The 13,928-nt window shown below is 45.0% G+C and carries 11 protein-coding genes; 8 read left to right on the top strand and 3 right to left on the bottom strand.

Features of this window, described 5'->3' with window-relative positions; all coding sequences use genetic code 11:
* The first annotated feature begins 3 nt into the window (after positions 1–3).
* The 8 genes from QUB13_RS12340 to cobO all read left to right on the top strand — a co-directional run bounded on the left by QUB13_RS12340 (position 4) and on the right by cobO (position 7,898).
* The gene (locus tag QUB13_RS12340; protein WP_333381009.1) at positions 4–621 is read left to right on the top strand and encodes a hypothetical protein; all 618 of its coding nucleotides are present in this window, start codon (positions 4–6) and stop codon (positions 619–621) included.
* Positions 622–849: 228 nt separating this feature from the next.
* Entirely contained in the window at positions 850–1,890 is a 1,041-nt protein-coding gene (locus QUB13_RS12335) for a hypothetical protein (RefSeq protein WP_333381007.1), read from the top strand.
* Positions 1,891–1,976: 86 nt separating this feature from the next.
* Positions 1,977–2,594, top strand: coding sequence for a hypothetical protein (locus QUB13_RS12330; protein ID WP_333381005.1), 618 nt, complete (start codon positions 1,977–1,979; stop codon positions 2,592–2,594).
* Between the two features lie 193 nt (positions 2,595–2,787).
* Positions 2,788–3,627 (top strand): hypothetical protein, encoded by an 840-nt coding sequence (locus QUB13_RS12325; protein WP_333381003.1) that lies wholly within the window; start codon positions 2,788–2,790, stop codon positions 3,625–3,627.
* A 400-nt stretch (positions 3,628–4,027) separates the two neighbouring features.
* Positions 4,028–4,597: a DUF3611 family protein gene (locus QUB13_RS12320; protein ID WP_333381001.1), complete on the top strand. Its 570-nt coding sequence runs from the start codon at positions 4,028–4,030 to the stop codon at positions 4,595–4,597.
* A 317-nt stretch (positions 4,598–4,914) separates the two neighbouring features.
* Positions 4,915–6,534: an alpha-amylase family protein gene (locus QUB13_RS12315; protein WP_333380999.1), complete on the top strand. Its 1,620-nt coding sequence runs from the start codon at positions 4,915–4,917 to the stop codon at positions 6,532–6,534.
* An 88-nt stretch (positions 6,535–6,622) separates the two neighbouring features.
* Positions 6,623–7,201, top strand: a complete 579-nt coding sequence (locus QUB13_RS12310; protein ID WP_333381105.1) for a Uma2 family endonuclease — start codon at positions 6,623–6,625, stop codon at positions 7,199–7,201.
* Between the two features lie 61 nt (positions 7,202–7,262).
* On the top strand, positions 7,263–7,898 hold the full coding sequence (gene cobO, locus QUB13_RS12305; RefSeq protein ID WP_333380997.1) for a cob(I)yrinic acid a,c-diamide adenosyltransferase: 636 nt from the start codon (positions 7,263–7,265) through the stop codon (positions 7,896–7,898).
* A gap of 434 nt (positions 7,899–8,332) precedes the next feature.
* Here cobO and QUB13_RS12300 read toward each other — a convergent pair whose 3' ends face one another.
* The 3 genes from QUB13_RS12300 to QUB13_RS12290 form a co-directional block, all read right to left on the bottom strand.
* Positions 8,333–10,870: a sensor histidine kinase gene (locus QUB13_RS12300; RefSeq protein WP_333380995.1), complete on the bottom strand. Its 2,538-nt coding sequence runs from the start codon at positions 10,868–10,870 to the stop codon at positions 8,333–8,335.
* 560 nt (positions 10,871–11,430) lie between these two features.
* Positions 11,431–11,928 carry a hypothetical protein gene (locus tag QUB13_RS12295; protein ID WP_333380993.1) on the bottom strand — a complete coding sequence of 166 codons (498 nt, stop codon included), beginning with the start codon at positions 11,926–11,928 and terminating at the stop codon, positions 11,431–11,433.
* A 382-nt stretch (positions 11,929–12,310) separates the two neighbouring features.
* Positions 12,311–13,315 carry an RNA polymerase sigma factor, RpoD/SigA family gene (locus tag QUB13_RS12290; RefSeq protein WP_333380991.1) on the bottom strand — a complete coding sequence of 335 codons (1,005 nt, stop codon included), beginning with the start codon at positions 13,313–13,315 and terminating at the stop codon, positions 12,311–12,313.
* Positions 13,316–13,928 lie beyond the last annotated feature (613 nt).

Below are 13,928 nucleotides of genomic sequence, written 5' to 3'. Positions count from 1 at the left end.
ACAATGATCAGTACAAACTGGCGCGGCTATCGAGTTGCAGCTTGGGTGGGGCAGGCGTTATTAACCATAGCAGTAATAGCTGCTGTCAGTCAGGGAAATTGGCAAAATGCCTTGGCGCTAGCATTATTTTTAGCAGCATCCGCGGTGTTTGTGGTGATGCAAGATCGCTTGCCAACGCTGTTTGATTTCCTGTTTGTGTTTGCTGCTTTACTCAATGCTGGAGGCTGGGTGTGGGGACTATTTTACCAGCAGGGGCCTTATGATGAAATTGTTCATGCTTTCACGATTTTTGCCGTGACTTTAGCATTGAGTTTTTTAGCCTACAGTTCAATGTTGACGATTTTTCGCGATCGCAAACTGCTGTACTTGCTAACAATAACCAGTTTTGGAATTGCGATCGGTGCTTTGTGGGAAATTACCGAATGGACGGCTGGTATGATTCTTTCTAGCAAAGTGATTGGCAGTCTGGATGATACGATTATCGATTTGATTATGGATAGTTTGGGCTCTGCAATAGCTGCCCTAACTAGCTTGTGGGCGTTGCAAGAATGGACTCGCCCCGGTGCGGTAGGTGGGAAGGGTGCATCTACCGTCAATAGTCCGATCGACGATCGCGCTTAACTCAAAGCAACACAATCAGTTTTTCCTCGATCGATCGTCTTTCATCAGACGGATATTTTCTTAGGGCCTCAGACAGATGGCAAGGCGGGGATATTTTAGGTTAAATGGTTATACAAGCAAGATTTTGAAATGTAGAACATAAAAAATCAACCTTTTGCTAAGTTTAATTATTTTTTATTAAATTTTATTACTGTAAAGAGGTTTGTTTTTTCGATTTAGGAGGATTTTATGAAAATAAAATCATTGTCAACCACAATTACACTGACTCTGTTGAGTGCAACTATTTGTTTGCCGGAAATGGCAAAAGCTAGTCCAAAACCCTCTATCCAAGTTGCTCAACGAAGAGTAGTCTCATCGGATATCGACAGTTTTACTGCGTATCCAGTACAGCGATTAGAGTCTGGAACTGAACTTTTTTTTGTCCTGCGAGGAACCCCCTATTCTAGAGCTACTTTGACCATCCCAAATGCAGTGCAAAACCTGCCGATGCGGGAGGTTCAACCGGGAGTTTACGAGGTAAGCTATACGATCCGCCAGGGCGATCGAATTTCCGAAAATACAGTCGTGCGGGCAAATTTGCAACAAGGCGATCGCATCAGCAGCGCCCGCTTGCAACAACCACTCGTTGACAGTTACAGCGATCGGCGCTTTCAATCTTTGTCGATTAACCGCTTCAGCAGTCCACCAGTAAAGCAGTTAGATCCGGGAACAAGGCTTAATTTCACCTTGATCGGCACTCCCAACGCTACAGCTACTTTCTCCATTGAAGGAGTGGCCTATAACATCCCCATGCGGGAAGAATCCAACGGCGTTTACACAGGCGGATATACGATCGGCCGCCAAGACTATTTCCCCCCGGAAGGTGCGAAGGTTACTGCTAGTTTGCAGTCGGGGAATCAAGTTATTCGTTCCCGTTTAGAGCGAGAGCTAGTTGCTGGCGATGATAGCAGTGTTGAGACTGCCGAAATCCCTCTAGAAATTATCACTCCCGAAGAAAATGCTCGCGTCAGCGGGACGGTTAAAGTAGAAGGCCGCAGCGCACCAAATGCAACAGTTAATGTCGAGGTTCAGGCGAATTCTTCTGTAGCAGGTTTGTTTGGGTTTAAACGAAACATCCTCGAACGCACAATTAAAGCGGACGAACAAGGTAACTTCAGTTTTGCTTTTAATCCGACCATTGCTCTACCAGGAACCAGATACGAAGTGAACCTCAGTTCTAACAGCGGCGATCGCACTAGCGAAGAAACTTTGGTACTGTTTCAAAATTGAGCGGTGACTCGCGACTATTTGCTATTTGCTAGCCCCAAACCTGGCAAACCCTCACCAAATTTGAAAGATTGCATCAGGAGATATCTATGTATCAACTAAATCGCTGGAAAAAAACGCCAGGGATAGTACAAATCATCTCTGGAAGTTTATTAATCGCCCTGCCAACCGCTCCTCTTGTTGCATCGGCAGCTCCGGCTCCAACACTCAACTCCTGTCCTAGGATTTATTATGAAGAACCTTACAACAGTAATGTTCGGGTTCCCCAGGGATGTCAGCCGAATGCTGCAAGTCAAAGATTGAACCAGCAAGAGTTGGGTCAAAATATGGTTCCTCCCGCGAGGCCAACAAATGTTACGCAACCACCTTTGCCAGAAACAAGACAGACTCCCATTGCCACTGTCATGCCAATAGCAGGTGAGGTGAGCGTGAAATTAACAAACAGCACAAATGCCCCGATTTCCTATCAGGCGATCGGGCATACTGAATCCCGAATGCTAGCGCGCGGAGCAGAAATTATCCTGCAAAATCTACCAACGCCTGTGACAGTCACAATGGTGCGCGCAGATGGAGGGCTGCTGAAAGTTATACCCATGTCTAGTTCTGAAAAAGGGATGCTAGAAGTTTCAATAGATGAAACGAGTAACTTTAATGGCAATCAAGGAGTTTTAAGAATTCAACCTGACGGTCAAGTGTTTTTGAATTAGGTAATAAAAAAAATCGGTTTTGAAGAACACAAACTCTCTAGCTTCACCAACCATAGGACTAAGGCAAAAACAACCCGGTTTCTTTAAAAATAATGGCTGCTGGCTGGAGACGCTTGATGCAGAAACCGAGTTTTAGGGGCTTGATGCGTCCGGGACTGAACAAAATAAACACGAAAATCAAGGAGATTTTTTAATGGTTAACAATCGTTTCAACAATTCTACTCAAAAGCTATCGAATGCTCGGGGAAGTGCGATCGCCTTCGCACTCACCGCCATGCTGCTTCCGGCTTGTTCTACCCCACAGCGGGAAGCTACGGCACCTGCACCTGCACCTGCAACACCGGGAACGGTTGCCACGACAACTGAGAACGTGGTCGATAAAACAGCAGCACTGCTTGGTAAAACTGTGACGGTCAGAAGTAAACCCATCAATAAATTGGGCCCATCGACTTTTACAATTAGCGATCAGAAGTTTTTTGGCAGCGAAACGATTTTGGTTGTCAATGCCACAGGCAAGCCTTTTGTGCTGCCGGCTGAATCGGGTCAAGATATTCAAGTAACGGGAACTGTTCGCAACTTTGTGCTTGCAGATATTGAGCGTGAGTACAAATTAGGCTTACAGCCAAATCAGTACGCCGAGTACGAAAGTAAACCTGTGATCGTTGCACAATCGATGGCGCTATCCCCCACACCGGGGGAACTCACCTCAGACCCCAAAAAATACTACGGCAAGACACTGGCGGTGAGTGGTGAAGTCGAAACCATCAGAAGTCCAAACTCGTTCACCTTGGATGAAGACAAATTAATTGGCGGAGAAGATTTGTTAGTGATACACACCGTTCCAAAAACAAGCGTGAAAGAAGGGGAGAAAGTTGCCGTAACCGGTGTGCTGCGTCAGTTTGTTGTCGCTGAACTCGATCGCGAATACGATTTGCAATGGGATTTGACCTTAAAGCAGAAGCTAGAAGCCGAGTATACCAACAAACCCGTGCTAGTTGCTACAGGCGTGTATCCCTCAGCCATTCCTGATTGAGGAATAGACCTCTCAAATAACTCTTGGGGAACAGGCTCAAATAGCCTGTTCTTTACAGGTTTTTAGAGCAGAAGTCTAATAGATCGTCGTTCATATCGCGTGCGATCGCCCTGGTTCGTAGTGCGGACTTTAGTCCGAGCTTAAACGGAGGACGGTCGTCCGCATTACGAACTATTCTTGCTATGGTAATCGATCGCACATGATATCACTTCGGGATGATGAAAAACCGAGTTTGATGCACTAAAATCATTGGTTGTTACCCGAAGATCGAGTAAAAAACTAAGGTTTAAAGGCATTGATGCGTCTAGGAGCGATCGCACGGCACCCAGACTATCGGCCGAAACAACCTCTTCCTTGTTTCGTTTGTGATAATTATCAATTCAGCAATAAGGTGTATATAATGAATCAATCAGAATCCGTATCCGTATCGCCACCACTTCTCCAAAGCAAATTCGTCGAGAATTTTCGCTGGTTCAGTCGATTTAGCTTTTGGGTACAGTTATTGTTTGGTGCAGTTTCCGGTATTACTTTAATACTTGCCATGTTGAGCCGCAACCTGAGCGAGCAACCCAATAATCCAGGTATTGGGTTCGGCATAGTTTTAGCGATAGTTGGTATTGTATTGCTTGCTTTTAGGATATTTTGGGATTTTCGATATCGGCTTTTAGGCAGACGTTTACAAGGAGGCGATATCGAGTTCTATCCCAGCAAAGAAGATATTACTCAAGCCTTACGAATTGGATTAAATTCTAGTTTAGTGGGGCTACTGATCGCGTTTATCGCTTCGGAAGAAACAGTGGGTCTAGTTTTAGCAAAAACGCTCGCTCAACCACAAGCGCTCGCAACTAATACAGAAAATGTGATTCGTTCCCTAGATATTTTTGTAACGATGTCAAACGTCAATATGATTGGCGCTCACTTTTTTGGAGCTGTTACCTCTCTTGGGTTGCTCAATTGGGTAGATGAGTAGTTGACCGCAAAAAAACCAACTCCTATGCCGTCAAGACATACAAAAGATGGAATATTTGCCCGATATCGCATCTTATCGATGACCACAAAAAAACTTCGTAGTGCGGACTTTAGTCCGTAAAATGCCAAGGACTCAAATTCGCACGCGCGATCGCATTTTCCTACAGTCGATCGGACACGATAGAACATCTTGCACCATTATCAATAAACTTATAACCGGGTTTTTGAACCAAAAATATAGATTTTGATATTAATTTTAGGTGAAAAACCTGGTTTTTGTCACAGGTACAATATTTCAATTTAACTAACTAACTAATTATGAAAGACCTTTGGTATAAAGACGCAATAGTCTACTCCCTTGATGTTGAAACCTTTCTGGACTCGAACGGGGATGGTGTAGGCGACTTTCAGGGACTTACCAACAAGCTAGATTATTTATCAGGACTGGGAATTACTTGTTTATGGTTGTTGCCGTTTTATCCTTCGCCTAACCGCGACAACGGTTACGATGTGATGGATTACTGCAACATTGACCCGCGACTGGGAACTCTGGGAGATTTTGTCGAGTTCATGCACCAAGCAGGGGAACGAGGAATTAGGGTGCTAGTCGATTTGGTAGTAAATCATACGTCCGACCAACATCCTTGGTTTGTTGCAGCGCGTAGCGATGAAAATTCCAAGTATCGCAATTACTATGTGTGGTCAAAAAATCCACCCAAAACCGATCCAAGTATGCTGGTGTTTCCCGATGCCGAGGACAGTATTTGGGAGTACGACGAACAAGCAAACTCTTACTATTTGCATCACTTCTATAAAGAACAGCCAGATTTGAATATTACCAATTCAGCGGTACGAGAAGAAATCTGCAAAATTATGGGTTTCTGGCTAGAACTGGGCGTGTCTGGATTTCGGATTGATGCTGTTCCCTTTTTAATTAAAGAAACTGACACCGAAGGTACAAGCCCCGATGACCTGCGATGTTTCTTGGAAGAAATGAGAGAATTTGTGTCATCGCGTCAGGCTGATGCAGTTTTGCTGGCAGAAGCAAATGTGGCACCCGATCGCATTCACGTCTACTTTGATCAGGGCGACAGAATGCACGTCCTGTTCAACTTTTTGTTGAACCAATATCTGTTTTTAGCCCTAGCGCGTCAAGAATCCACAGCCCTGCGCGAGGGACTAAAAATCTTACCGGAGATTCCTGATGTTTGTCAGTGGCTGAATTTTGTGCGCCACCACGATGAATTGACGCTAGACCGAATTTCTTCAGCGGAACGAGAGGAAATTTTTGCAGCATTCGCCCCCGATGAAAGAATGCAAATTTTCGGGCGCGGGATTCGCCGTCGCTTACCACCGATGATGGGAAATGACCGTTGCCGGATTGAACTAATCTATAGCTTGCTGTTCACTTTGCCCGGTACACCAATGCTGCGCTACGGCGAAGAAATTGGCATGGGAGATGACCTTTCGTTGGAAGGTCGAAACAGCGTCCGCACGGCGATGCAATGGTCAGATGCTCCAAATGGTGGCTTCTCGACTGCTGCAACTGATGCTCTTGCCAAACCTGCGATCGCCAGCGGAGAATATAGTTATAAACAAGTCAATGTCGCCGCAGCGCAGCGCGATCCTAACTCATTAATTAACTGGGTCGAACGTGCAATCCGCATCCGCAAGCAATGTCCTGAGTTCGGTAGGGGAAAATGGCAAATTTTGGAAACCGACTGTTCTTGGGTTTTTGCCCACTGCTGTCACTGGGAAGGCAGAACATTGCTTCTCGTCCACAATCTAGCCGACAAACCTTGCACGGTTACTCTCAAATCTAACGAATACACCAATCTTTTTGATTTATTTGGCGATCGCCTGTACGAATCTCTCGATGACGGATCGCCCTGTATTCCCTTACAAGCTTACGGCTATCGCTGGTTCCGAGTCAATTAAATCTTAGACAAATCCTGATTGTTCAATATTCGGATTAGTTGGCGGATTTTCCCGGCTGATGCCACCCGATTTACCAACAGATAATACCATGCTAGCAGTTACCATTAATTTTGATGCGATCGCCCAAATCACCGACGACCAATTTTATCAACTGTGTCGCGAAAACCCCGATGTCAAATTTGAACGCAACGCCAAAGGAGAAATAATCGTCATGTCACCCACAGGAGGAGAAACCGGAAATTACAATTTTGAAATAGCTACTGATTTTGGAATTTGGAACCGACAAACTAAACTGGGAGTTTGTTTCGATTCTTCAACTTGTTTCAAACTCCCCAGCGGTGCAAATCGTTCTCCCGATGTCTCTTGGATCAAAAAAGAAAGATGGGATGCACTGACTCCCGAACAAAAACAAAAATTTCCTCCTATCGCCCCAGATTTTGTCTTAGAGTTAATGTCCCCGACTGACAGTCTCAAGGATACTCAAGACAAAATGCAAGAATACATGAACAACCAAGTAAAATTAGGCTGGTTAATCAACCGTAAAACCCGCCGAGTAGAAATCTACCGCCAAGGACAAGCAACAGAAGTTTTGGAAAGTCCCGCAGAGCTGTCAGGAGAAGATATTTTGCCGGGTTTCGTGCTAAACTTGCAAACAGTCTGGGCGTAACTACACATCCTGCATCTATCAGCGTTTATTTGCGTTAATCTGCGGTTAAAAAAGAAATTTCATGGCAACCAATACAGAAACAACTACAACCACTGGTTTAACAGCCGAACAGCACAAACAGAAAATGCAGCGCCGCCAAGAAGTGCAGGCGCAGCGAATTGCCAACGCTTCTAAAGACAAAGGTTTGATAATTGTCAATACCGGCAACGGTAAAGGCAAAACTACGGCTGCTTTGGGCATGGTTGTGCGATCGCTCGGTCACGGATACCGCGTCGCCATAGTACAATTTATCAAAGGAGCTTGGGAACCTGCAGAAAAAGCCGTTTTTGAAATGTGGGAAAAACAGCTAGAATTTCATGCAATGGGTGAAGGTTTTACCTGGGACACGCAAGACAGAGACAGAGATATCGAAACAGCTCAAAAAGCCTGGGAAAAAGCCTTAACTTTTATCTGCAATCCTGAGTTTAAATTAGTGCTGCTAGATGAAGTTAATATAGCATTAAAACTGGGTTATTTGCAAGTAGAGCAAGTTCTATCCGGTTTAGAACAAAAACCAGAAGAAACTCATGTTATTTTAACAGGTAGAGGCGCGCCCCCAGAATTAATTGAACGGGCAGATTTGGTTACTGAAATGACTTTAATCAAGCATCCATTTCGGGAACAAGGGATTAAAGCTCAAGCAGGTATTGAATATTAATATGGTTCGTAGTGCGTCTTAGGATCGAAAACTTAATAACTTAAACAACTCCTACAGTCCTCTCTCCTGTAAGTTGCCTTCCTCAAAGGAGGCAGAGCCTCCGCACCTGCATTACCAGGCAGAGCCTGGTAACGAGCAATCGCTTAAGTTATACCAATTTTAAAAAAGAATGCAACAGTGTTCTTGTCCCCCCCCTTTGCAAGGGGGGGGCTAGGGGGGGTCGAAGAGTGTTGCACGATTTTAGAAAAATGGTATTATTAAATTTTTATTCCTTAGTGTCCGCAACAAAAGAACACTCAACCATTTAGTTTTTCGCCCTCTAGTCAACAGTCAACCGTCAACAGTCAACCGTCAACCGTCAACAGTCAACCGTCAACAGTCAACCGTCAACAGTCAACAGTCAACCGGAATTCATATCAAATATCAAATATATCCTATGCCGGCAACATGAGAGTAAAAGTTGAACCCTTGCCAAACTCGCTATTCACCGTAATTTCTCCCCCCAATATCTCAGAGTATTTCTGTGCTATTGCCAAACCCAAACCCGTACCTCCGTACTTGCGAGTAGTCGAAGCATCAGCTTGTGTAAAAGGTTGAAATAACTTTTGTAGCTGTTCGGGAGTTATCCCAATTCCCGTATCCGTACACTTAAAAATAAACCGTTCAGCATCCCAACTATTCTCATCATTTTTAATTTTTTCCACGCTGAGTGTAATTGTCCCTTTTTCGGTAAACTTAGCGGCGTTGCTGAGCAAGTTAAACAAAATTTGAGTAAATTTAATTTTATCGGATTGCAATTCGCCAATATCATTAGGGCACTCAATATTCAAACGATTGGTGTTTCGTAAAAATAGCGGTTGAACAGTTTTGGCGATATCTTGAACTGCGTCGAACAGGTCAAAAGTTGTCAATTCAAGTTCCGCGTGACCGGCTTCTATTTTCGATAAATCCAGAATATCATTAATCAATCCCAGTAAATGATTGCCTGCATTATGAATTCTTGTTAAATCAGAAATAAAATTTTCTTCGCCCAAATCTAAAGCATCTTCTTGCAAAATTTCGCTGTAACCGATAATTGCATTTAGAGGAGTTCGCAGTTCGTGGCTCATGTTAGCTAAAAACTGACTTTTCGCCAAATTAGCTGCTTCTGCTGCTTCCTTTGCCTTGTACAGTTCTGCCTCGGCTTGCAAGCGGTCGGTCACGTCGTGAGCCATGACTAATTCAGCATTTTTGCTATCAAATATCAAGGCATAAGAAGTAATTTCTACGTCAATAATTGTGCCGTCTTTTTTCTGGTGCTGCCACAGGCTGGTAAAGTCAATATCGGCATCTACTTGGGATATATTTTGTAGCAATCTTGGCAGTTCTTGGGGAGGATAAATGTCGGCAACGGTCATGTCGAGAAATTCTTCGCGAGTGTAGCCGTAGTGGTGGATAGCTGCTTGATTGACGGCTATAAATTCGAGGGTTTCTAAGTCGTAAACCCACATGGGATGGGGGTTGTATCTAAACAAAAGTTTGTAGCGTTCTTCGGAGGCTCGCAGTTCGGCTTCGGCTTGTTTGCGCTCGGTAATGTCGCGGACAACAGTGCAAATAATCTCGCGGCCTCCGTAGGAAATCACGCTGGCGCTGACTTCTACGTCCACGCAGGAACCGTCTCGGCGCTGGTAGAGAACTTCGCCCATTTTGAATTTTTTGTCGGTCAGCAGGGACTCGATATTGCTGTCAATTAAATCTTGGGAGTAGGCGGTGATATCGTAAATAGTCAGTTGCGATATTGCTTCCAGGCTGTAATCGAGCAAGTTTCTAAATGCTGTATTGGCTTCTAAAAGCCGTTTGGTTTGAGCGTCCCACAGGAAAATACAATCTGTAGCTTGCTCGACTACGGCTCGGTAGCGGGCTTTTTCTTCTAGTTGTTCGTTTTCGGCACTGGCGATCGCCCCGAGCATTCCATTGATAGTATGGGCAAGGTCGGACAACTCGTCTTCGCCCGTCACCTGCAGCCGCATCGAGAGGTCTTGGCTGCTGCTGACACGGTTCACTGATGAAGCCAAACCGCTCAACCGAGACAGCACCAGATACTCTAGCAACAGCAGAGTGCAGCCGACAAACCCAATGCCCGCTAACGTTACAGACACCAGCAGGTACAACAAACTAATTTGACCTTGGCGGTAGATTTCTCTGGGTATATCAACTCGCAGCAGCAGTGCGGGTCGATCGTAAATATCCCGGATCAGGGCGTAACCTGCCATCAAATCTTCGCTGACACGGCGCACCAAAATCGGTTTTTTCCCCGACAGTTTCTCCCGCGCTTCCACAAAGTCAGCAGGTAACTGAGCCTCATTAACGGTGCGTACAATCAGAGGCAAGCGAGTAATTTTAGAAATCCTGGCAATTGCCGCAGCATCCAAATTGCGCCCGAATATCAGCGTGCCTCGAATCGGGCCAGTGTTTTTTGTAGTGACAATTGGTCGGGAAGCAATCAGTATCGGCCCTGACGGTAGCAGCAGAATACCAGTGAGGCTGCTTTTGATGTTGGGGTGCTGCAACAGCGGGTCGCTGAGAGAAATGCGCTTTTTTAATGCTTCTGGAACAGGGGTTAGTTTCACCTTTTGGCTGTCGAAACCCGTACCGTAAACTATTTTGCCCGAAGTATTGACAAATAGGGCTATATTAACTCTCACATTAGCCAGTCCTTCGGGAATCAAATTGGAGGCGATAAATTCTTTGTTACCGTTTTGGATGAAAGCGTAGTTGTCGTCCCAGGCTGACCAGTCGGCAAAGCGCAAGTTGAAATCATCGGCGGTTTGGCCGAACACGTTGAGCGCTCCCTTGACAACTTGTGTGGCTTCTTGTTCTTCTGCTTTGACAAGGCTGCTCAAAAGGATGCTTGAGGAGGCGGCATATAGAATGCTAGTCAGCCCAGCGATGGTAATGCCAACTATTGATAGTGTTTTTCGACGCAGTTTCATCTTGCCGAGTGTGTGGTGTCTGTCTAAAATTCAGGGTTCGGGAGCAATTTTCTTGCTGTTTCCTGAACCCTGACGGATGGCGCGGTGCAGTCTGCCGTCCAAGAGTGTTGTAGTTTGACTGTGCGTCAGACGCCTACATTTTCTCCGGTATTTCCTGTTTTTTGTCTGACGCACCCTAGCAATGCCTTCTTAAGCAGTATACAGCTAACATCCGCTGACTTCCGGCATGGCGATCGAGCCTGGTTTGTCGCGAAACAATATCTTAGCCAAACGGGAAAATATTCTCAGAAAAAAGGTTGGGTTTAGGTTCTGGCCTTCAAAAAATGCGCCTTATTTCGCTTCGCTGTAGTCAATGGAGCAAAAAAATTGCGCTTGGATTCGTTAAATAAGCCTGATTTCTGACAAAAATAACAGGTTCGATCGCGAAGCATTTAGGAATAAACTGGGTTTCGAGATTGTTTTTGCTGCAGGCAGATTGGTGCTTCGTTCTAGTTTTAATAGCACTTCCTCAAACAATGCAACAAATCGATACCGCGATCCAAATCTTTAGAAAAATAGTATTATTTTCCCCACACTTGCTGTTTGTGAGCTTTCTTGCAAATACCCAAAATTCGCCGGTCGTTGTCGCTAGGGGCGGAAAGTTGCTGATAATGTTGCAGGTTGACGGAGTAGGGAGAGCTAGTGCCGTCGTAACTGTCCACTACTGTTAAATTTAACCGAGTTCGGTCTACATTGCCGTAAAAACAGTAAAAATCAGACTGAGGCAGGTAAAAAGCCCCAATTACTTTACTCTGTCTCATTTCAAAGACAAAATATTCTTTTTTAATTTCATCTGGCTTGTTGGACTGGCCGTAGAGGTAAACACCGTCTGCTAAACCTGTGAATGCTGTATCTGGGTGGGGATTGGCGGGGGATTGCGAGATGGAAACGCCGGATTTGATTTCCCAGTGTCGGAATTCGCGCAGGGCGAATCCGATGCTGAAGTTACCGGGCGAGAGGGCCAGGGCGATCGCCAGACCTTGTACACCGCTTGTTAATATAAAATAAGTTAAAACCACTGGCTAGCCCCAAATTTTTAAATAAGTAATTGGACAGAATTAATTACACACTGATTTTTTGCTGATTCTTTACTAGGCAAGGCTTGTAGCCCAGAGTTTTGTGTAATTAATTGTGTCTTACTACTTAGCTGCCTCGAAGCAAGTCTTGTAACAGTTTCAAAAGCTGGTATAGAAACCGGGTATTTGGCTTAACGCGGGCTATTAACTTGAAGTCTCGATCGCCCGCCCGGTTCCTGAACTCTCATCTAAAATTAGTTTTAATAAATTTTGTTTGCGATCGCCCGATCGGGCGATCGACCTTTCAAATAAAAACATCATTACCAGCAGCACCAATACGAAAAAAGAGTTGAGATTTTGGTAAAATTCTCAACTCTTTAAGTCACTAACTAGCCAAATATTCTCTGACTTGAGATTGGCGCCGCCGCAGGTGGGCGAGGGCTTGATGTTCTAGCTGCCGCACCCGTTCCCGGCTGAGATTGAGCCGTTCTCCCACTTTTGCCAGCGACATTTCGGTGCCGTCTTCCAAACCGAAGCGCAGAACGATCACATCTCGCTGCTGCGGGGTAAGTTCTGAGATCAATGTATTCAGGTCTTGCCGCAGCAATTCCGAGGTAATGTAGTTGTCTGGAGATGCAGTTTCGTCTTCTAATAGTTCTTGCAGTTCTGTATCTTGGTTGTCTCCAACCCGCAAGTCCAAAGAGACTGGATGTCTTGCCATCAGCAGGTATTCCCGAATTTGGGAAGGGTGCAGTTCCAAGGCGGAGGCAATTTCTGCAGGGGAAGGAGAACGACCCAACTGCTGGGTGAGTTCCCGCTGCACTTTTTTAATTTTGTTGAGTTTTTCGGTGATGTGAATTGGTAATCGAATGGTGCGGGCGTGTTGGGCGATCGCGCGGGTGATTGCTTGGCGAATCCACCAGTAGGCGTAGGTAGAAAATTTGTATCCCCGCATCGGGTCAAATTTTTCTACTCCTCGTTCTAAACCGAGGGTGCCTTCTTGAATTAAATCCAAGAATTCCATGTTACGTTTCTGGTATTTTTTGGCGATCGCCACTACTAAGCGCAAATTCGCTTCAATCATCTTTTGCTTGGCGCGCCGCCCCGACTGCAAGATCCTGTTCAGTTCAGCTTCTGTCAACTCAATTTCGGCAGCCCACTCTTGCTGAGTGAGTTCCCGCTGCCATTCTTTAGCCAGTGCTTGTTTGGCTTCGATTAATTTCATCATTTGCTGTACCTGCTTGCCGAAAATAATCTCTTCTTCTCGGGTTAGCAGGGGTACTCGACCGATCTCGTGCAGATAGGTACGAACCGTATCCGTTGAGGAGTATGGCCGACTGCTTGTGCGATCGGCTTTCACTGTTTTGGTTTTAGGGGTTGTAGTGGACATGGGTGAGTTTTGCACTCCTTGTAACAACAGATAAAAAGTTGGTGATACCCTGTCCCACTCTTGTAAGTGGGATCGAGACTGCTACAGAGGGGATATTACCCCCTCCTGTTTATCGGTGACGATCGGTAGAAGCTTGTTGTTTGGGATTAATTTTGTGCTTGATTGTCTAGTAATCCCCGTCGATTTTCCGTAAATTGCTAGCTTTAACAGCTTGTTCCGGCGAAGTGAATTTAAGTTTACTTTACTCAATATTATTCCAAATTTTGAGAGTCGTAAAGGGTAAAAACCTCTGTCTTAAGGTCAAGATTCTACATTTTTCCTTAAGGTTTTCAATTCCTTGCTAGTTTTAACTGCAACTCAACTTCACAATACTCATGCAAACCTACTCATACAAACAGACTCATGCAATTCGAGGGCTTTTTTTGCTCTCTGTTCTATCATCGCTTGAATTTTTCTCCCTGCCTAGATGCTGGGATGCGAGATAACCGAACCCGATCGCCGTATTCGCTGCACTTACCATTTAAAATATTTCTTGACATTTATTATAAAGCATGATATGCAAATTATGCTGTGAGCGAGTAAGATGTGTGACATGACTCCGACTAGAAAAAGT

The sequence above is a fragment of the Microcoleus sp. B4-D4 genome, assembly GCF_036705185.1.
Classification (GTDB): Bacteria; Cyanobacteriota; Cyanobacteriia; order Cyanobacteriales; family Microcoleaceae; genus Microcoleus.
Note: the sequence above shows the minus strand (reverse complement) of the source record. Positions and strands in the feature narration are given on the sequence as shown.

Excerpts from the sequence above, each read along its gene's own strand:
- QUB13_RS12290 (WP_333380991.1), bottom strand. The coding sequence starts at position 13,315 with ATGTCCACTACAACCCCTAAAACCAAAACAGTGAAAGCCGATCGCACA.
- QUB13_RS12340 (WP_333381009.1), top strand. The coding sequence starts at position 4 with ATGATCAGTACAAACTGGCGCGGCTATCGAGTTGCAGCTTGGGTGGGG.
- QUB13_RS12320 (WP_333381001.1), top strand. The coding sequence starts at position 4,028 with ATGAATCAATCAGAATCCGTATCCGTATCGCCACCACTTCTCCAAAGC.
- QUB13_RS12315 (WP_333380999.1), top strand. The coding sequence starts at position 4,915 with ATGAAAGACCTTTGGTATAAAGACGCAATAGTCTACTCCCTTGATGTT.
- cobO (WP_333380997.1), top strand. The coding sequence starts at position 7,263 with ATGGCAACCAATACAGAAACAACTACAACCACTGGTTTAACAGCCGAA.
- QUB13_RS12310 (WP_333381105.1), top strand. The coding sequence starts at position 6,623 with ATGCTAGCAGTTACCATTAATTTTGATGCGATCGCCCAAATCACCGAC.
- QUB13_RS12335 (WP_333381007.1), top strand. The coding sequence starts at position 850 with ATGAAAATAAAATCATTGTCAACCACAATTACACTGACTCTGTTGAGT.
- QUB13_RS12300 (WP_333380995.1), bottom strand. The coding sequence starts at position 10,870 with ATGAAACTGCGTCGAAAAACACTATCAATAGTTGGCATTACCATCGCT.
- QUB13_RS12330 (WP_333381005.1), top strand. The coding sequence starts at position 1,977 with ATGTATCAACTAAATCGCTGGAAAAAAACGCCAGGGATAGTACAAATC.
- QUB13_RS12325 (WP_333381003.1), top strand. The coding sequence starts at position 2,788 with ATGGTTAACAATCGTTTCAACAATTCTACTCAAAAGCTATCGAATGCT.